This window comes from Corynebacterium sp. HMSC078H07 (genome assembly GCF_001812805.1).
Classification (GTDB): domain Bacteria; phylum Actinomycetota; class Actinomycetes; order Mycobacteriales; family Mycobacteriaceae; genus Corynebacterium.
This window is the reverse complement of the sequence record NZ_KV810485.1, coordinates 26,601-44,854: the sequence shown is the minus strand read 5'-3', so window position 1 is coordinate 44,854 and position 18,254 is coordinate 26,601. Positions and strand designations below refer to the sequence as shown.

Genomic DNA, 18,254 nt, shown 5'->3' with positions numbered 1-18,254 from the left:
AAACTATTTCTGAACTGGGGCCCACTCCGGGCCGGTCTCACCGAGCTCAGGGTCAAGTTTGGCCACGAGTGGCTTCGGCTTCTGCAGCACCGTGCCGGGGGTGACATCGATGCGCTGCCACACTGCCTGCTGGCCCGTGTAATCACCCGTGATGATCGGGTACGGGTGGTTCTCCGGTGGGAGATTCACGCCGACGAGCTCAACCGGAATATCGTCAACGACGTCCTCAACACGTGGCTGCGCGGCCCACTCGCCCTCACGGCCTAGGGTCTCGTGCACCTTCTGCGCGGTAAACGGCAGAAAAGGTGTGAGCATGACGTTGCAGTCAGACACCACCTGCAGTGCTGTCCACAGGACGGTGGCCAGACGCTCGCGCTGGGTCTCATCCTTGGCCAGCTTCCACGGTTCCATGGCGGCAACGTAGGCATTGGCCTCACCGACAACGTGCATGATGGCGGTCATGGCCTGCTTGAACTTGGACTGCTCGAGGAACTCCGCGGCGGTGGCGAAGGTCTCCTCAGACAGCGCCAAAATATCCTTATCGGCCTGTTCCAGAGCGGCCGGTGCAGGTACTTCGCCGAAGTTCTTGAACGCCATGGACACAGTGCGGTTGACCAGGTTGCCCCAGCCATTCGCCAGCTCATTGTTGATACGGCGGACGAACTCATCCCAGGTGAAGTCGGTGTCATTGTTTTCAGGTCCAGCCACCGCAATGAAGTAGCGCAGGGCATCCGGACCAAACTCCTTAAGGAAGTCCTTGACGTAGATGACCACGCCCTTGGAGGAGGAGAACTTGGATCCCGACATAGTCAGGTACTCCGAGGAGACGATTTCCGTGGGCAGGTTCAACTCACCATACGCGTGTACCTCGCCGCCCTTGGCTCCCTTGCCGGCATAACCCAGCAACTGGGCTGGCCAAATCTGAGAGTGAAAGGTGATGTTGTCTTTGCCTTGGAAGTAGTAGTGGCGAGCCTCCGGGTTCTGCCAGTACTGCTTCCACGCATCCGGGTTGCCGGTGCGGTGGGCCCACTCAATGGAGGAGGACAGGTAGCCGATGACGGCATCGAACCACACGTATAGCTTCTTCGCGCCGTTGTCCTGCCAGCCCTCAACCGGAATTGGAATACCCCAGTCAATATCGCGGGTCATGGTGCGCGGGCGCATATCCTCCAGCAGGTTGAGGGAGAACTTCAGTACGTTCGGGCGCCAATCCTCACGGGTCTTGAGCCACTCCTCAAGCGCATCCTTGACGGAGGGAAGGTCGAGCAGGAAGTGCTCGGTCTCAATGAATTCCGGTGTTTCGCCGTTAATTTTGGACACGGGGTTGATGAGGTCCACCGGATCGAGCTGGTTGCCACACTCATCGCACTGGTCACCGCGGGCACCATCGGCGCCACAAATAGGACAGGTGCCTTCAATGTAGCGGTCCGGCAAGGTACGGCCCGTGGAAGGTGAAATGGCACCCTTGGTGGTTTCCTTAATCATGTAGCCGTTCTCGTAGAGACCCTTGAACAGCTCCTGCACTACCGCGTAGTGGTTGCGCGTGGTGGTGCGGGTAAAAAGGTCATAAGACAGACCGAGCCCAGCCAAGTCGGTAACAATCTGACGGTTGTAGCGGTCCGCCAGCTCGCGGACGGTCACGCCTTCCTTGTCCGCCTGAACGAGCAGCGGGGTGCCGTGTTCATCGGTACCGGAGACCATGAGAACATCATTTCCGCGCATTCGTTGGAAGCGGGCAAACACATCTGAAGGAACGCCGAAGCCCGCCACGTGTCCGATGTGGCGGGGTCCGTTGGCGTAAGGCCAAGCAACATTAACGACAACTGTCTCAGTCATGCCCTCTACTCTATCGAACACCCCCTCACCGTACGTGCAGTGAGGGGGTGTAAAAAGAGCGCGCAGCGAGGCGCTTGACGGGCGATTCTTCGCCAGGGCTTTAAGCGTTAGTGCTTCGGCTTGTGCTGGCGGCGGCGCTCCTTGTAGGCCTGTTCGCGCTGGAACTCGCGGTGCAGACGACGCTCACGAGCCAGCTTGCGCTGGAAGGCCTGGGATTCGCGGTATTCCTTGTAGATGACGTCGTTGCTCAAGTCCTTGTAGATAGCAAACATGAGACCGACGACGATGAAGAGGAAGGGCAGGGCTGCCACGATAGTGACATTCTGCAGGTTGGACAGGGAATCCTCGCTCGAGAGCAGCAGGGTCAGGCCAACCGCCGCGGTGAGCACGCCCCAGACAGCGGACAGCCACGGCTTAGCGGTGGTGGCACCAGACTGGGACATGGAACCCATGACGGTGGACGCGGAGTCTGCCGACGTAATGAAGAAGGTAGCCAGCAGGATTGCGGCGACGATGCCAGCGATGAAGCCACCAGGCAGGTTCTGCAGTAGGTTAAACAGCTCCTGCTCCGCGGAGTCACCAGAGATGGAATTGCCATTCTGCTCCATATGAATGGCGGTGCCGCCGAAGATGGCGAACCATACGGTGGACACACCAGCCGGAACGAGAAGCACGCCGATGCAGAACTCGCGTACGGAGCGACCGCGGGAAATGCGGGCCAGGAACATGCCGACGAACGGGGACCACGAGACCCACCACGCCCAGTAGAAGATGGTCCACGTGGATAGCCACTCACCAGCAGTACCGTTGTTGGACTCGGCGGTGCGAGCGATCATCTCGGTGAAGTTGGCCAAGTAGTTACCAATGGAACCAGGGATCTGGTTGAGAATCGTCACCGTGGGGCCCAGGATGAACACGAAGATGGCCAGTAGGGCAGCCAGGATCATGTTGGCGTTGGACAGGTACTGAATCCCCTTACCCACACCGGACATCGCGGACAGGATGAAGGCTAGGGTCAGCACGAGAACGATGCCAATGACCACGCTCTGGGAAGGATTCTCAATGAGACCAGAAGCCTCGAGGCCTGCCTGGATCTGAGTAGCGCCGAGGCCTAGGGAGCAGGCGGTACCGAAGACGGTGGCAAAAATGGCGAGGATATCAATGAGCTTGCCCACGGCACCGTCAGCATTGCGCTGACCAATGAGCGGCACAAAGGCCTGGCTCAGCAGCTGCTTGCGGCCGATGCGGAAGGTGGAGTACGCAATGGCCAGACCCACAATGGCGTAAACCGCCCATGGGTGCAGCGTCCAGTGGAACATGGCAGTGGCCATGGAGGTACCGACTTCATGTTCACCGTGGCCGGGAACGCCGTTCTTGAAATAGTTGAGCGGCTCGGACGCACCATAGAACATCAGACCAATGCCCATACCAGCGGCGAACATCATGGCAATCCACGACACCGTGGTGAACTCGGGTTCTTCATTAATTTCACCCAAGCGGATGGTGCCGAATTTCGACAGCGCAATGAAGAGCACGAAGACGACGAAGATGGTGCCGAAGAGCACGTAGGCCCAACCGAAGTCGTTGACCACAAAGTTCAACGCGTTGCTGGCGAAGGTACCAAAGTTATCCGGTGCCGCCAGTCCCCATGCCACGATGGCGGCGATGAGGATGCCGGCGAAGCTGACGATGGTCCAATCGATCGGCGAGTCAATACCGCCGGGGCCGAACTTGTCGTCCTCCGTGTCCTTCTCCTCTGCCGGAACCGCGTGGGCCTCAGGGTTGAAGGACTTGTTGGTGAGCATGTCTTGGAGCTGGCTCGTGGCCGAGGCAGCCTCGAGGCGCTCATCAACAGTGTGGTAGTCGTCCACCGCGCTCGGGGAGCTAGCTCCGCTCGGGACGGCCGACGACACCTCCGTGTCCTTTAGGTTGTCTGCATTGGTCGAGTCTGTCATAGCTTCAGACCTTGGTGTTATGCCACCAACTAGTCAACCTGCAAGACAGGTAAAATGCACTGTACCCCGCCGTTATGCCTGGAGTGGGCGCCCCAGCCTGCGCTTTCCGACGTCTCCCCAATCCCCGTTTCAGACCATCATCCACCTGCGACTGCGCAGCTGACGGCGGATTTTAGGCCAACGCACAGAGCAAACACAGGCGAGATCTATAACGAAGCAATAACAATTGACGTAAAAGAGACTGTGCTCACCATCATGCGTCAGTGCTGGACAAGCCCACATTCACGGCCACTACTCGTCGCGGGCAGCAAGATACGCGTCATACACCTCGCGGTTTGACCACTCGGTACCGGCGGCCACCTGCTTGCACGCATCCTTAGCGCGCACACCGCGATCTACTTCGGCGCGGACCTGCGCGACGAGCTCGTCCAGCGAGGCCGGTTCGGCTGCGCCGCCTTCGATGACCACGGTGATTTCTCCTCGCGCATTCTCTTCGGCCCACTCCGCGAGCTCGCCCAAGGTGCCACGCTTAATCTCTTCGTAGGTCTTCGTCAGCTCGCGGCAGACGGCAGCGCGGCGTTCGGCGCCGAGGATTAAGGAGGCGTCGGCAAGCGTCTGCGCCAGGCGGTGAGGCGACTCAAAGAAGGCAATCGCGCGGCGCTCACCGACCAAAGACTCCAGCCACGCCTTGCGGGGTCCGGGCTTGCGCGGAGGGAAGGCATCGAAAAGGAAGTGCCCGACACCCAGACCTGAGAGCGCCAAAGCGGTAGGCACTGCCGAAGGTCCCGGGAAGCAGGTGACCGGAACCCCTGCCTCCACGGCAGCATCCACAATGGAGTGGCCAGGGTCGGACACGAGCGGCATGCCGGCGTCTGAGACGACGAGAACCGTGCCCGTGCGGGCAGCGTCCACGAGCATGCGGGAGCGTTCCGCCTCGTTATGGTCAAAATTGGAGACCACCTTGCCGCGGATCTCCGCCCCTAAGGCAGCGGCCAGATTCCGCACGCGGCGGGTATCTTCCGCGGCAATAATATCGGCATGGCTCAAGGCCTGAATGAGGCGTGCGGACGCATCACCAGGATTGCCCAGGGGTGTCGCGGCGAGAATGACACCGCGCGGCAAAGGTTCAAGCTGAAGACTCATACTCCCCAGCATGGCACACGCACGCTAAACTCTTCCGAGTGAGTATCGCAGAGTCCATCGCCCGACCCGTCCGACAGGACCGCACGGCTGTGTCCGGTCGCCACGCGCGCCCAGCACCGCCCGCACCCCGTCCCTACGTGTGGACCCGTTCGGACACGATCAGTACGGCCATTATCGCCGTGCTGGCGTTCATCACGCGTTTCGCGGGCCTTACCAGCCCTGTGTCTGAAGGAACCCCGGTCTTCGATGAGAAGCACTACGTTCCTCAAGCCTGGGACATGGTCACCAGCTGGCACAACCTCTTTTTGGGCGGCATCGAATCCAATCCTGGATACGGCCTTGTGGTACACCCGCCGCTAGCCAAGCAAATTGTGGCGCTCTCCGAATCAGTCTTTGGCTATACACCGCTGGGCTGGCGTTGTATGACCGCACTCTTTGGCGTCGGTACCGTGCTGCTCACCATGGCGCTGGCTCGCCGTCTTTCTGGTTCCTGGCAGGTAGGTTTCCTGGCGGGTCTCCTAGCAGTATGTGATGGTGTGCTGCTGGTGTCCTCGAAGTTCGGCATGCTCGATATTTTCCAGGTCTTCTTCGTCGTCGCTGCCGCGTGGGCGCTGGCGCGCGATCACCAGCAGATGCGTGAGCGTCTGCACACCGCCTTTGTGAACGGGACGATGGGAACGTCCGACTTCGGCCCGCGTTTTGGTTTCCGTTGGTGGCGCTTCACCGCCGGCGTTTTCTTGGGACTTACTCTGTCGGTGAAGTGGTCAGGCCTGTACTACATCATGTTCTTCGGGCTCATGAGCGTCTTTTCCGATCTGGCCCTGCGCCGCCTATACGGTGTTCGCCGCTATGTCGTGGGCACCCTGATTCGCGATACCCCGGCGGCACTGGCCTCCCTTGTTGCTGTGCCGGTAGCACTCTATGCGTGGTCATGGCGCGCGTGGTTCGCCGATGAAACTGCTGTATACCGTCACGCCAAGGTCGACGGCACCATTGAGGAGGGATCCTGGCTCCTTCACCTCCCCGAGCCTATCGCTGGCTGGTTCTACTACCACACCTCTGTGCTGGAGTTTCACGCCTCGCTGACATCCTCAGGCGGCCACAGCCACCCGTGGGACTCCAAGCCGTGGGCCTGGCTGGTGGCAGCACGCCCCATTCTCTATTATTCCTCCACCGACCTCACCTGCCGGGGAGGTGGCGAGTGCCGCAAGATGCTGTTCCTCTTTGGTACTCCCGCCATTTGGTGGCTGGTGATCCCCGCTGTGCTGTGGGGCCTGTGGTCGCTCCTCGTGCGCCGCAACCGAGCTTTCCTTGTTCCACTCGTGGGCGCGGCAGCCGGTTTCTTGCCGTGGCTCATGGTTTTTGACCGCCAGATGTACTTCTTCTATGCCACGGCTTTTATCCCCTTTGTCATCGTGCTTATCGCCCTCGCTTTGGGTCAGATGATTGGTCGTGGACGCGAACTCACATGGCCGTGGATTACGTCGCTCTTTGGCTCCGCGGTCCCCCTGGGCACCTTCCTCACAGTGTGCTATGCCGCGCTGGTGGTAGCCATGTTCGCGTACTTCTCCCCTATCCTCTACGGATTCATGATTCCCGAGTCCTGGTATCAGTCGATGATGTGGCTACCGTCGTGGACCTAGTCCCTAGCGGGGGCTCGCAGTAAGCGCGCGGTACACATCGCGCAACACAAAGCCTCGGTCTGCGGCCCACGCCCAGCCAAGTCCGGCAGCAGCCAAACCAGTAGCGATGAGAATGTAGATCTGTCCAGCGCCCACGGTGCCCAAGGCGATGTCGCGCATGGTGAATCCAAAGAGGAAGGCAAACATGGTGCAGGCCACCGGCAACAGGCCAGGCGCCGATGCCGGACGCCATGCGGCAAAACCTAATCCACTAGCCAGACCGAAACGCAACGCGGCTGCTTCCATGAGCAGGCGGGCCCGCTCTGGGTCCGCGCCTTCCGCTAGGGTTCCCTCTGTGCCAGTGGTGGTCAGGCCGGAAGCACTCACCACAACCACGACGGCCCATACGAGAAAAACAGCGGACAGGGCACCAAGGCTTACCCGTGCCAGCGTTAGTGACGCCTGACGAGCACTGGAGGCGCGCTGCCATTCCGGTTCCACACCGGCGAGGATCACTTCAGACAAATCTCGGGGTGGTGCCCCAGCCGGTTCCACTTGACTCAGCGACCGCGACAACGCAGCAGCCTTATCCCGGAATGCAGCACACTCCGCACAGCCAGAAACATGGGCATCGATAACGTCTGGTGACAATTGAGGGACTTCACCATCAAGCTGTGCGGAAATAGCCGCCTGCACTTGCTCATGCGTCAGCACGGCTCAACACTCCATCTACGCTGGCACGGCCGGAGCCGAACACGACGATCATGAGCAGAGACACGATGAGAACCAGCGGGTATTCAATGCCGCCATCTGCGCTAAAGAGCCCATTGCCCAAGTGGACAAAATACAGGGCACAGGCCATAAGAAGGGCCAATGCACCTGCCACAAACGTGGTGAGCAACCCCACGACGAGGGCCGCCCCACCAATCATTTCCGCGATGCTGGCCAAGTAGGCCGACAACTGCGGCTGCGGAATGCCCAGTGCAGAAAATTGTCCGGTGGTTTCATCCATACCGGTAAAAAACATTTTGTCCACGCCGTGTGCCACAAAGATGATTCCCAGCACTGCGCGGAGGATGAGCAGTGCGGCATCGCGAACGGCGGGTCGATTCATGCTTCATAGACTACCCTGGATGCCCACTGCCCCACGAAAGGACTCCCACACCATGTGCACTTGGCTCACCGTGGATTCACCAGTTGGCCCGCTTACCCTCGTCGCGAGCGCTCAGGGCTTGTCCCACGTGTATTTTTCTTCCGAGGAACCGGTCCTCAACACGGCCACGAAAGCCACTCATGCCACGGAATCTGCGCTTGCCCACAACGATCAGTGTGAGGACACAGCGTTGACGGTGCTCAACGACGCCTCCCGGCAACTCGCCGAGTACTTCGCCGGGAACCGAAAGAGTTTTGAGCTGCTTGTCGACGTCCCCACTCCCCCACTCACCTTCCGCAGCCGCGCCCAGCATGCGCTAAGAAGCATTCCCTATGGCACGCGCTGGACGTATGCCCAGCTAGCCCAGGCAGCGGGAAGCGAAGGTGCGGTACGTGCAGCGGGTAGTGCCTGCGCCACCAACCCGCTGCCCATCGTAGTTCCCTGTCACCGCGTGGTGCGCGCGGACGGTCACATTGGCGCTTACCGTGGCGGCCCAGAAACCAAGAAATTCCTCTTAGAGCTTGAAGAACGCCACAGTCGAGAGCTCTCCAGCGGGAACCGTTGAGAGGTGTGCGCAGTCTAAGAAGGTATGACTGTTACAGAGATGACGAATACAGAGATGACGAATGACACGGGACTGGTGTACGACGGAGACGGCCTCGGCCGCCCTGCATGGGCAGTGGCCTCACCGCTCCTCAAACACTATTACGACACGGAATGGGGTATGCCCATCCACGAAGAATCAGGCTTGCTGGAGCGCCTATGCCTCGAGGGCTTTCAAGCTGGATTGAGCTGGGAGCTTGTGTTGCGCAAGCGGGAGGCTTTTCGCGAGGCCTTTGTTGGATTTGATGCGGATTTACTCGCCAGCTTTGGTGACGAAGAAGTTGAACGTCTCATGGACAATGAGCGCATTATCCGCAACCGGCTGAAGATTACCTCTGTGCTCACCAACGCCAAGGCCACGGTGGCCTTGCGCGAGGAAGGCGGGCTCGATGAGTTTATATGGAGCTTCCTCCCAGAGGAGACCATCGCACCTGAGCGGGAGGAAGATATCCCCAAATACACGCAGGAAGCTCAAGACATGTCCAAGGCTCTCAAGAAAGCTGGTTTCAAGTTTGTCGGCCCGGTAACGTGCTTTTCTCTCATGGAGGCCATCGGCATGGTCGATGCCCACCTCGTGGGCTCGCACCGCCGCGGAACCTCTGGAATCTGGCCGGCTTAGCCAGCCGCCCGGACACCCCCCGAGGACCTCGCAGCGCTAGAGACGCCAGTGCTTGTGGAACTAACCCACGCGGCGGGCGGCGAGGTCATCACGGCGTTGACGTGGTGAGCTGTGTGGGCCGTCAAAGCCACCATCGCTATCGTCCTCGTCATAGACCGGCAGGTAGTCGAAATCAGGGCTTTCATCGTCGATTTCCAAGACGAGTGCGCCCGGTCGGCGAAGGTTCGGTGGCAGGGATTCGGCCGGGTTGTCCGCGTTACGGACTCCTAGGCGGGCGCGGCGCAGGTGGTAGACACGGCGACGCAACAGCTCTTGTTCACGGCGCACCTGGGAACGCAAAGCTACCAAGTAGATAAAGGTAATGGCACCCGTAATGCCGGCGAACCACCAGGTCCATCCACCCACCACGATGCCGAGGCACACAGTGGCTACCACGGCGATGGCCAAGCCAATGAGCGTGCGCTGGCGGCGCTGATAGCGAGTCGCCGAGGCTTCCTTCTCCTTGACGGGGTCCCAGCCGCCACGTCCGAGGCGGCGTTGTGCGAAAGCAAGCTCTTCCGCAGACAGTTCAGTATCGGAGTCACTGGTCGGCTGCTCGTCAACGTCCGAGTCCGAGTCCGCCGTGATGGTCTCGCTCATGGGTAGGGCAACGCCAGACTCAGCGGCGTCCGATTCCCCGGCCTCCACAGCGCCGTCAGAATCGGCCGCTGCGTTCGCACCAATGGCCACGTCTGCGCTATCCGACGCATCGATAGCGCCTGGGTACAGAAGGTCCACCGGTGAAGTGTAAGTTTCATCGTGTGCGTAAGCGTCCTCAGCCACGGAAGCATTAGCTGGAACTGTGAAAACCTCGGCCGCAGAAGCGTCAACGTGGTCAGCGTCGTTCTCAGCACCCTCTGCGTCTTCTACACGTTCCTCATCCACGATTACGGCATCGTCGTCATCTCCGTCGTCGGTTTGCGTGTCAGACTTCGCAGCGCTAGCAGGCACCGCCTGCACCTGCGCAGCATCTGCGCCCGCGTTACTTTCGATGCCATCTTCAGACACTGTGTCAGACTCAGAGGCTGCTTCGACAACTTCACCGTCGATAGTCGCGGCAACAGCATCAGCATCATCCGCCTCCCCGTGGGAAGGCTCAGCGAAGTGGGTGTGATCCGCAGCGGGATCATCAGCAATCACTAGCTCATAATCAGCGTCTGCGTCGTCGGCTGCACTGTAGCTGCTCGGGCGCACATCTTCTTTGCTGAGTCGGGGCTTGCGGCGCCCGGGAACCGAACCGGAATCGCCCTCAAAAAGCACACGGGTCTCTTCGAATGCCTCACCAGTGTGGCTCATTGGGCGCTGGGAGCGCAGCAGCCAAGGGGCGAGGATGAAAAGCCACACCACAATGACGAGGATGATAGGCACAGTGGTCATCATGAGGAAGGGTCCCACTTTCCAGGGTCGACGAAAAGGGAGTACAACTAGGCCCCCACTCTAGCCGCCTACGGGCCCACTTCGGGCATTGTCAGCCACAAAATTACAAGGTTGTGACTTATGTGAAAGCAGAGGTAGTTAAGCTTTAGACAACTCGGCCGGCAGCCCTAAGACGCTCCACAGCGCTGGACGCAAAGTCTTCCCGGTTAAGCGCCAAGAAGTGATGATCACGCCACGCACCGTCAATATGGAGATTGCGGCGCAGAAAACCTTCATCTCGGAAGCCGTTATTGTGCAGCACTTTGCCGGAGGCAGGATTTTCTGGGAGGTACGTCGCGGTGACGCGGTGCAAGCCAACACGGTAAAAAGCATGATCCACCCCCAAGGCACAGGCGGCGGTAGCGATGCCGGCGCGGTGTACACCCGAATGCACCCAGTAGCCAATCCAACATTCACTGACCCCGCCGTGCTGAATATTGCCTAAGGTCAGCTGGCCACGAAAATGACCATCGACCTCAATGACGAGGGGAACGACCGTCCCTGAGCGTGCCGATTCACGCAAGAACATCAGATGGTTCCACCAGGCGGACTGGGAGTGCGCGGAGGTCCACTCTGTCGGAAGCGTTGGTTCCACAGGCTTGAGAAAATCACGGTCCTCAATGCGCTGCTGACGCCACGCGCTACCGTCGCTGCGCAGCAATGGACGCAGCCGAACGTTCAAGCCCTGAGGGAAAGCCGTGGTGCCCCGCATTCTTAGTGACGGCGTGGCCTCCGGCCAGCCAGGGTGGTCAGGATTGACCGCGCCGCTGGCAGGGCTCGACAGCCGCCCAGCGGCGGTTCCAAATGGATCGAGCATGGTCCTAGCTGCGTTGGGTTAGGAACATGACGTCAACGACATCGCCCGGGCGAATCTCCGTCACGTCCTCGGGAATACGAATCATGGCGTTGGCCTCGGACAAGCCGGCGAGCAAATGGGCCGGCGCGCCCGTGGCACCGCCGAGGCCTTCCACCAGGTAATCTGACGTTTCCGCATCTCGCATAAGACGTGCACGAATAAATCCACGACGGCCGGGGCGGGATTCCACATGGTTAAGTACGCGTGCTCGTACCACGCGGCGCTGACCAGAACGTTTGCCCAGTGACAGCTTGATGAGTGGGCGAACGAACACTTCAAAAATGACGAGAGCCGAGACCGGATTTGAAGGCAACAAGAAGGTAGGAATGCGCTCCTCACCCAAAAGGCCAAAGCCCTGAACTGAGCCTGGGTGCATTGCGACGCGAGAGGTATCGACATCACCCAGCTCATCTAGGACCTCACGGATCTCCTCCGCGCCGGCACCGCCCACGGCACCTGAAATGACTAGGACTTCGCTGCGCGCCAGATAAGTCTCTAGGGCTTCGCGCACGCGGCGCGGTTCGCCTGCCGCAATACCCACGCGCTGTACGTCAGCTCCTGCCTCTTTCGCGGCAGCCGCCAACGAATAGGAGTTGACGTCGAAGACTTGGCCTAGGCCAGGTTCGCGATCAATGTCGACGAGCTCTTTGCCGTAGGACACGATGGTCACGCGCGGGCGCGGATAAGCCAGAACCTTGGAACGGCCCACTGCGGCGAGCAATCCAATCTGTGCTGGCCCCAGGATGGTTCCCGACGACACCGCCACGTCACCCGGCTGTATATCATCGCCTACTCGGCGCACGAAATCACCCGAACGCACTGGACGATGTGAGGTGACGCGCTTGCGTCCGCGGTCAGACCATTCGAGTGGAAGGACGGCGTCAGCCAACGTCGGCAACGGTGCACCCGTATAGACACGAACCGCCTGCTTGGGCTGCAGGCGTAGCGGCTGGCGGGAGCCTGCAGGTACCTCGCCGACCACAGGCAGCGAGCGCTCGATCTCTGGCTCCGTAGCAGAGCCATCGGCGTCCTCCTCAGACGGTCGCGAGCGGGCCTTGAGTGCTCGTTCGCCTCCCACGTCGACGGCACGAACAGCATAGCCGTCAATCGCTGCCTGCGGAAATCCCGGCAATGGTTGGTTGGCCTGCACCTCCTCGGCGCATTTGAGGCCCAGAGCATTCGCGATAGCGATGCGCACCGGTTCTGGAGTCACCGCTGCATCAAGAATGAATGCCATCTGGTCATCGACCGAACGCATATACCGCCTACCTTTGCTGTGGGCTCTTCAGGGATGGACTAAATCATAATGTGCAGAGGCTAACCCTTCAGGCCGTTCTCTGCCTCGTACTCATCCAGGATCTGCTTAATCGCCTTGTACAGCGCCGGACCGTACTTCTCATCTCGTAGACCAAAATCAACGTTAGCTGGGATATAGCCGCCTGGGTTACCCAAGTCATGGCGCTTGCCTTGGTGTACCACGACGTGAACCGGGTGACCTTCGGTGATAAGCAGCTCGATAGCATCCGTGAGCTGCAGCTCGCCACCCTTACCGGGCTTAATGCGGCGCAAAGCATCAAAAATCTTGCGGTCGAGCAGATAGCGGCCAGTTGCCACGAGATTCGACGGCGCGTCCTCGGGGTCGGGCTTTTCCACCATGCCGACAACCTTCTTGACTCCCGGGACATTGGTGTCTTCCACATCAAAGACGCCGTAATTAAAGGTCTCTTCGCGGGAGACCTCGAAAGCACACAGCACGCTGCCGCCTAGTGCAGCTCGCACGCGTGCCATCTCCCCCATGACGGTGGCAGGCAGAACAATGTCATCCGGCAGCATGACGGCGAAGTACTCCTCGTCATCATCCAAAACGGATTCTGCCAGCCCCACCGCGTGTCCCAAACCCAGCGGCTTTTCCTGAGGGACGGAAATGGGGTGAATTAGTTGGGCAGCGCGCTTAACCTTTCCTACCTGCTCGTCTTTACCGCGAGCATCAAGTGTATCGACGAGTTCAGGAAACTCCTCGAAGTGACGCATCACTTCCTGTTTGTTCGGTGCGGTGATAACAGCCAGGCGCTGGGCGCCGACGGACGCGGCTTCCTCCGCGATCAGCTCAATACCCGGCGTATCAACGACGGGGAGCAGCTCCTTCGGCACAGTCTTAGTGGCGGGCAGAAAGCGGGTGCCCATGCCGGCAGCGGGAACAACAACCGTGGCGATTCCCGTCGGGGAATCCTCATGTGCAATAGCCATAGATTCCAGTTTACAATGCACCCTCCGTGTCACTGCACTGCGCTACGCAACCATTCTATGATTTATATCCATGACAACTTCCGCTAAGGATACTCTCAGAGCTCAGCTTCTCCATGCCCGACGCACACGTAGTGCCGAGCAGCGCGCTGAGGATAATAAAGCCTGGTGTAAAGGGGTACGCGCCCTGCTGACTCCCGAAATGACCGTCGCGGCTTACTATCCACTGGGAACTGAGCCCGGTGGCTCCGAGTTTGTGGAGACTATCAAGGCTGCCTGCGCGGAGGTATATCTGCCCATCTCCGCGCCGAAAGGCCTACTGCTGTGGACGCGGTACGACGGCCCAGACTCCATGCGTCCCGGCGCGCTTGGCATTGCGGAGCCCCAAGGCGAGCGCCACTCAAGTGCGATTCTGGCTACGGTGGATCTCATCCTGGCACCGGCCATGGCTGTGAGCCCCTCCGGCATGCGACTCGGTAAAGGTGCCGGCTACTACGACCGCGCCCTCAGCCCGCTTCCCACTGGGCACCCACCGGTTGTCGCGCTCGTGCACTCCACAGAGGTTCGCGAGGTTCCTTTTGAGAAGCATGATCGCCCTGTGGACGGCATCCTTACCGAGCGCGAGATGCACTGGATATAGAGCTCTGGGAATAGCGCTCTGGGAACCGACTGGTGCTAATCCCAGTCTAAGAAGGCATGGACCTTCTCCAGCTTCTACGCACACCAGGCCACCGACGCAGCGTGCTCCTGCGCCGCGTACTGGCCTGCGTCCTGCTCGTGGCCGCTGGCCTCAGCGCTGTGGCTTCAACGCGTGAGCAGCCCCGCGCCATTGTCATGGCTCGAGAGGTCAGCGCAGGTGAGAAACTCACCCGTAATGATGTCTCCCTGGCTCGCGTCCCTTCCTCCCTACTTCCCGCCACTGCTGTGGGCGGCACCCCAGATGACGTCGTGGGCCGAGTGCTCCTAGCATCTGCCAGTCCAGGAGAGATTCTCACGACGACGCGCCTACTGAGCTCAGACCTCATCGCAAACTTCGGCATGGAGGATGCCCATCTCATCCCACTCACATTGGCTGAACCCGAGATTGCCTCCAACCTGCACCACGGCGATACAGTCAATATCGTTGGCGGAAGCACCGGCGAGGAAGAAACGCTGGACTTTGAACATTCGGCTATACATGGTTCAACTATCGCTAGCGGTGCCCGTGTAATTTCCGTTGGCACAAGTGATGACGGCGCGCGGGGACGCACATTGCTCGTTGCGCTACCAGCTGATGCTGCCGAAGCCGTCGCGGCGGCCTCCCTAGCTCAGCCGCTTACGGTCGTCATTGTGGGCGACCGAGCACACAGCTGACCTCAACTGTGATAATCAGCTCGTTTAGGTGCGCCGCTGTCTCTACATCTTGCTGGCATCACCACAATCAGACTACGGTAGCTCTGTCCACCCAGGCGCCACAGCCCAACAGCGCAGACGCTGCTGCCGGCACCGCGCCGCCACGTGGCCTCTCAACACACAGTAGTTTTCCACTCAGCCTCGCTTCCCCCTAGCGTTTGCCCACTGCCGCACCGATCGCCCTGCGTTCGAGCGCCTCAGTGAGGCGCGAGGCTATAGCAGATAAGGACATTTCCATGCTCAAGGGCTTTAAAGATTTCATCATGCGCGGCAACGTCATCGAACTGGCCGTAGCAGTCATCATCGGTTCTGCCTTCACCGCCATTGTCACCGCCGTGACGGATCACCTCATCCAGCCGCTCATCAACTCTTTCGGTTCTGCAGACATGGGTGCCCTCGGCTTCGCTATCACTGACAACCCAGACACCTTTCTCGATTTCGGTGCAGTGATCACCGCCGCCATCAACTTCCTCATCATCGCTGCTGTGGTCTACTTCGGCATCGTTGCTCCGATGAACGCTCTGACCGAGCGCGCTAAGCGCCGCCAGGGTGTGGACCCGGAGGAAGCTGCCCCGACCACCGAGCAGCTGCTGAGCGAGATCCGCGACCTTCTCGCTGCTGAGAATGGTGGCACCACCACGACCACCAAGTAGGTTCGACCGTTCACAAGCTTTCAAGCTTGTTGTAGGGCCGGCTCTTTCTCCGCGAAGGGGCTGGCCCTCTTCTGCTTCCTAGGGCAGCAGCCTTCTCTGAGCTTGTAACTCTTGTGTCCCTTGCCCCTCTAGCCCCCTATTGAGTGGAACCAAAGTGTGGCGGCATATTCTCGCGGTAAAAAGCTTCCCCGGTGGGATCGTCATCGCCGCCCACGGCCGCCGCTTCATCGAAGGAGACACTTCGTAGTTCATCTTCTCCCCCATCGCTCTCGGTAGTACGAGCACCTGCGGTGGGGGCATCAAAACTGCGGTCATAATTCTCCGCAGTGGACGGGCGCTGCGCGCGACGGCGACGGCGCGCAGGACGCTGCTCAGATTGTGCCATTAGACGCTTGACTTCTGGAGCTGGTCAACAAGGTGGTGCACCAACGGGGTCAGCGTGGCCATACCGTCGCGCACAGCGGCGCGAGAGGAGGCCACATTCACAATTACGGTGGAGCCAGACACACCAGAGATTCCGCGGGACGTACACGCATCCACTGCTCCACAGGCCTGGCCGGAGGAACGCAGTGCCTGTGCAATTCCGGGGACCATCTGGTCCAACACCGCCCGAGTAGCTTCCGGAGTCTTATCACGCGGGCCCACGCCGGTACCGCCAATCGTGAGGACAAGATCCACTCCACCGACAACACCAGTCTCAATGGCCTGGCGAATCTTGGATTTCTTCGAGCGAACAATCACCGCACCATCGACGGTGAAATTGGCTTCCGCCAGCAGCTCACCTGCCAAGCGGGAAGTATCTTGTGCAGTGTCATCCGGATGGTCCGTAACGATGACGATAAGCGCGCGGCGCGGCGCCTGGAGGCTCTGTTCTTGTTCACTGGCGAAAAGGAACGCATCATCGGGTTCGTTGACGTCATCCAACTCGTGGGGGGCGTCGCGTCCCAGCAAGTCTGTGGTGTCGGTTGTCTCTGCCAAGGCGGTGTCTCCTTAAGACCGAAGGCTTAGTGTCGTCTCGGTGTTGTTTTGCGTCGTCTCTATGTCGGGCGTCTGGTGGTCGCTACGCGGCCTAGAGGAACAGAGGCTTCTAGGCCGCGCGGTTATCTGTAAACTTACTCGCTCGCCAGCGTTACCTCTACCTTTCGCGAATCTTCACCGTCTCGGCTCGTCACCTCAAGAGTGACGGTCGCACCAAATTCCTGCGAGCGTGTTGCCGCGATGAGGGAATCAGAACTCTCAATGAGACGGTCATCGACACGAGTGACAACATCGCCTGACTTCAGCCCCGCCTTATCCGCTGGACTATCGGGGTCAACCTCAACGATTTCAGCGCCATAGACATCGCTTTGTGCACGTACCTTCACACCCAAAGTGGGGTGCTTCACTTTGCCATTGTTAATAAGCTCATCGGCCATACGCTTGGCAAAGTTTGACGGGATGGCAAAGCCCAGACCGATAGAACCGCCTTCTGAACCCGTACCACCCGACAGCGAGGCAATCATCGAGTTCATACCGATGATGTTGCCTTCCATGTCCACCAATGGACCACCTGAGTTGCCGGGGTTGACCGCGGCGTCGGTCTGGATGGCGTCGATAAGCGATGACTCACCGCCCTCCTGTGAAGCACGCACCGGACGGTTCTTCGCTGAGACGATGCCAGACGTCACCGTTGCATTGAGTCCCAGCGGGGAACCCACTGCCACGACTTCCTGACCCACAGCTGCTGAGTCGGAATCACCAAACTGCAGGAAAGGAAGATCCTTGGCGTCATCAATCTTAATGACCGCAACGTCCGTCGTTGCATCCGACGCCACAAAAGTCGCGGTGTGGTGTGAACCGTCATTCATCGTGACCTCAAGGCGTCCGCCTTGGTCAGCACCGGCAACCACGTGGTGGTTAGTCAATACGTAGCCGTCCGGGGAAATGATAGAGCCAGAACCTTCAGCACCACCTGAACGAGTGATACTGAAGATGGATACCACTGCAGGTAGTACCTTCGATGCGACGTCCTCCACTGAACCTGCTGCAGGTTCTTTGCCGGTACTGTTGGCCACCGGCTGATTTTGCAGAACCTCGTTGACGGTTGAGGTGGAGTCGCCATTAGTGCCCATCGCACCCACGACAGCGCCGGTGACACCTCCGACTGCCACTGCTCCCACGAGCATCATCGCCAGTGCCGTGCCCAATCCCATCTTGCGCTTGGGCTTATCTTGCTGCTCATTCGGCACAATGTGTACACCAGATGCTTGCTGGTTCTCAGATGCTTGCTCGTTCTGAAGCGTCGACTGAGGAGTCTCGAAACCGCGACCAGCGTAAGGTTGCTGGGTCTGGGGACGCTGTCCGCCAAAGCCATAGGTGCCGCCGTTGTACGGCCCCTGGTTGTTGGCGGGTGTCTGGCCACTGTACGGGGCCTGGGGGGTGCGGGATGCTGGCGAGGACGGAGCTCCCGTTGCGCCCTGGTTCATCTGGTTCATGTGGTGGCCGCCACTCGGACGGTTACCAAAACCGTTGGAGCCTTGTGCGCCTTGAGCATCAGTGCGGGGCTGGTTCCAACCAGTAGACTCGCTTCCCGCGTGAGTGCGGCGGGGATCCTGCGAGTTATCCATGTTTGAGTTCCTCATGTTCATGCCATCTAGTGTGCCCTACTGTGCTGGCGTAGATCTGTAGCTGCACTGCTTTTCTGCTACGAGATGCTGAACATTTCCTGTGTGCAATGAACTGGG

Annotated in this window: 18 protein-coding genes; 6 read left to right on the top strand and 12 right to left on the bottom strand. The window is 59.7% G+C overall.

Translation table 11 applies throughout. From position 1 onward, the window contains the following. Window positions 1-3: 3 nt before the first annotated feature. The 3 genes from metG to rsmI all read right to left on the bottom strand — a co-directional run bounded on the left by metG (window position 4) and on the right by rsmI (window position 4,934). On the bottom strand, window positions 4-1,836 hold the full coding sequence (gene metG, locus HMPREF2875_RS07125) for a methionine--tRNA ligase (RefSeq protein ID WP_070671590.1): 1,833 nt from the start codon (window positions 1,834-1,836) through the stop codon (window positions 4-6). Between the two features lie 107 nt (window positions 1,837-1,943). Next, on the bottom strand, window positions 1,944-3,791 hold the full coding sequence (locus tag HMPREF2875_RS07120; protein ID WP_070671588.1) for a BCCT family transporter: 1,848 nt from the start codon (window positions 3,789-3,791) through the stop codon (window positions 1,944-1,946). 291 nt (window positions 3,792-4,082) lie between these two features. Further along, window positions 4,083-4,934, bottom strand: coding sequence for a 16S rRNA (cytidine(1402)-2'-O)-methyltransferase (gene rsmI, locus HMPREF2875_RS07115; protein ID WP_070671586.1), 852 nt, complete (start codon window positions 4,932-4,934; stop codon window positions 4,083-4,085). A 44-nt stretch (window positions 4,935-4,978) separates the two neighbouring features. Between rsmI and HMPREF2875_RS07110 the strand changes: the two genes are divergently transcribed. Beyond that, window positions 4,979-6,577, top strand: coding sequence for a dolichyl-phosphate-mannose--protein mannosyltransferase (locus tag HMPREF2875_RS07110; protein ID WP_371327563.1), 1,599 nt, complete (start codon window positions 4,979-4,981; stop codon window positions 6,575-6,577). A 3-nt stretch (window positions 6,578-6,580) separates the two neighbouring features. Here HMPREF2875_RS07110 and HMPREF2875_RS07105 read toward each other — a convergent pair whose 3' ends face one another. Together HMPREF2875_RS07105 and HMPREF2875_RS07100 are read right to left on the bottom strand one after the other, a co-directional pair. Beyond that, window positions 6,581-7,270 (bottom strand): zf-HC2 domain-containing protein, encoded by a 690-nt coding sequence (locus HMPREF2875_RS07105; RefSeq protein ID WP_070671580.1) that lies wholly within the window; start codon window positions 7,268-7,270, stop codon window positions 6,581-6,583. Further along, window positions 7,257-7,670 carry a DoxX family protein gene (locus HMPREF2875_RS07100; RefSeq protein ID WP_039674551.1) on the bottom strand — a complete coding sequence of 138 codons (414 nt, stop codon included), beginning with the start codon at window positions 7,668-7,670 and terminating at the stop codon, window positions 7,257-7,259. The genes HMPREF2875_RS07105 and HMPREF2875_RS07100 overlap by 14 nt, the downstream gene beginning before the upstream one ends. Before the next feature lie 19 nt (window positions 7,671-7,689). Here HMPREF2875_RS07100 and HMPREF2875_RS07095 point away from each other — a divergent pair, with 19 nt between their 5' ends. Continuing rightward, the gene (locus HMPREF2875_RS07095) at window positions 7,690-8,274 is read left to right on the top strand and encodes a methylated-DNA--[protein]-cysteine S-methyltransferase (protein ID WP_246817059.1); all 585 of its coding nucleotides are present in this window, start codon (window positions 7,690-7,692) and stop codon (window positions 8,272-8,274) included. Between the two features lie 24 nt (window positions 8,275-8,298). Next, window positions 8,299-8,931, top strand: coding sequence for a DNA-3-methyladenine glycosylase I (locus HMPREF2875_RS07090; protein WP_246817058.1), 633 nt, complete (start codon window positions 8,299-8,301; stop codon window positions 8,929-8,931). A 60-nt stretch (window positions 8,932-8,991) separates the two neighbouring features. Here HMPREF2875_RS07090 and glpR read toward each other — a convergent pair whose 3' ends face one another. From glpR to HMPREF2875_RS07070, 4 genes are all read right to left on the bottom strand, one after another. Further along, window positions 8,992-10,350 (bottom strand): divisome protein SepX/GlpR, encoded by a 1,359-nt coding sequence (glpR, locus tag HMPREF2875_RS07085; RefSeq protein WP_070671577.1) that lies wholly within the window; start codon window positions 10,348-10,350, stop codon window positions 8,992-8,994. Window positions 10,351-10,492: 142 nt separating this feature from the next. Continuing rightward, window positions 10,493-11,203 (bottom strand): GNAT family N-acetyltransferase, encoded by a 711-nt coding sequence (locus HMPREF2875_RS07080; protein ID WP_070671575.1) that lies wholly within the window; start codon window positions 11,201-11,203, stop codon window positions 10,493-10,495. A gap of 4 nt (window positions 11,204-11,207) precedes the next feature. Continuing rightward, window positions 11,208-12,500 (bottom strand): molybdotransferase-like divisome protein Glp, encoded by a 1,293-nt coding sequence (gene glp / locus HMPREF2875_RS07075; protein WP_070671573.1) that lies wholly within the window; start codon window positions 12,498-12,500, stop codon window positions 11,208-11,210. A 59-nt stretch (window positions 12,501-12,559) separates the two neighbouring features. Continuing rightward, window positions 12,560-13,489 (bottom strand): UTP--glucose-1-phosphate uridylyltransferase, encoded by a 930-nt coding sequence (locus HMPREF2875_RS07070; protein WP_070671571.1) that lies wholly within the window; start codon window positions 13,487-13,489, stop codon window positions 12,560-12,562. A 70-nt stretch (window positions 13,490-13,559) separates the two neighbouring features. Between HMPREF2875_RS07070 and HMPREF2875_RS07065 the strand changes: the two genes are divergently transcribed. The 3 genes from HMPREF2875_RS07065 to mscL all read left to right on the top strand — a co-directional run bounded on the left by HMPREF2875_RS07065 (window position 13,560) and on the right by mscL (window position 15,531). Further along, window positions 13,560-14,126 (top strand): 5-formyltetrahydrofolate cyclo-ligase, encoded by a 567-nt coding sequence (locus HMPREF2875_RS07065; RefSeq protein ID WP_070671569.1) that lies wholly within the window; start codon window positions 13,560-13,562, stop codon window positions 14,124-14,126. A 56-nt stretch (window positions 14,127-14,182) separates the two neighbouring features. Then, window positions 14,183-14,839 (top strand): SAF domain-containing protein, encoded by a 657-nt coding sequence (locus HMPREF2875_RS07060; RefSeq protein ID WP_070671567.1) that lies wholly within the window; start codon window positions 14,183-14,185, stop codon window positions 14,837-14,839. A 275-nt stretch (window positions 14,840-15,114) separates the two neighbouring features. Next, window positions 15,115-15,531: a large conductance mechanosensitive channel protein MscL gene (mscL, locus tag HMPREF2875_RS07055; RefSeq protein ID WP_070671565.1), complete on the top strand. Its 417-nt coding sequence runs from the start codon at window positions 15,115-15,117 to the stop codon at window positions 15,529-15,531. Between the two features lie 136 nt (window positions 15,532-15,667). Here the strand turns inward: mscL and HMPREF2875_RS07050 are convergent, their stop codons facing one another. The 3 genes from HMPREF2875_RS07050 to HMPREF2875_RS07040 form a co-directional block, all read right to left on the bottom strand. Then, on the bottom strand, window positions 15,668-15,916 hold the full coding sequence (locus tag HMPREF2875_RS07050) for a hypothetical protein (RefSeq protein WP_070671564.1): 249 nt from the start codon (window positions 15,914-15,916) through the stop codon (window positions 15,668-15,670). After that, a complete protein-coding gene (locus HMPREF2875_RS07045) occupies window positions 15,916-16,509 on the bottom strand; it encodes a MogA/MoaB family molybdenum cofactor biosynthesis protein (RefSeq protein ID WP_070671562.1) in 594 nt (197 codons plus the stop codon). Before HMPREF2875_RS07045 ends, HMPREF2875_RS07050 begins: the two co-directional genes overlap by 1 nt. Window positions 16,510-16,643: 134 nt before the next feature. Beyond that, a complete protein-coding gene (locus tag HMPREF2875_RS07040; protein ID WP_083311882.1) occupies window positions 16,644-17,996 on the bottom strand; it encodes a S1C family serine protease in 1,353 nt (450 codons plus the stop codon). Window positions 17,997-18,254 lie beyond the last annotated feature (258 nt).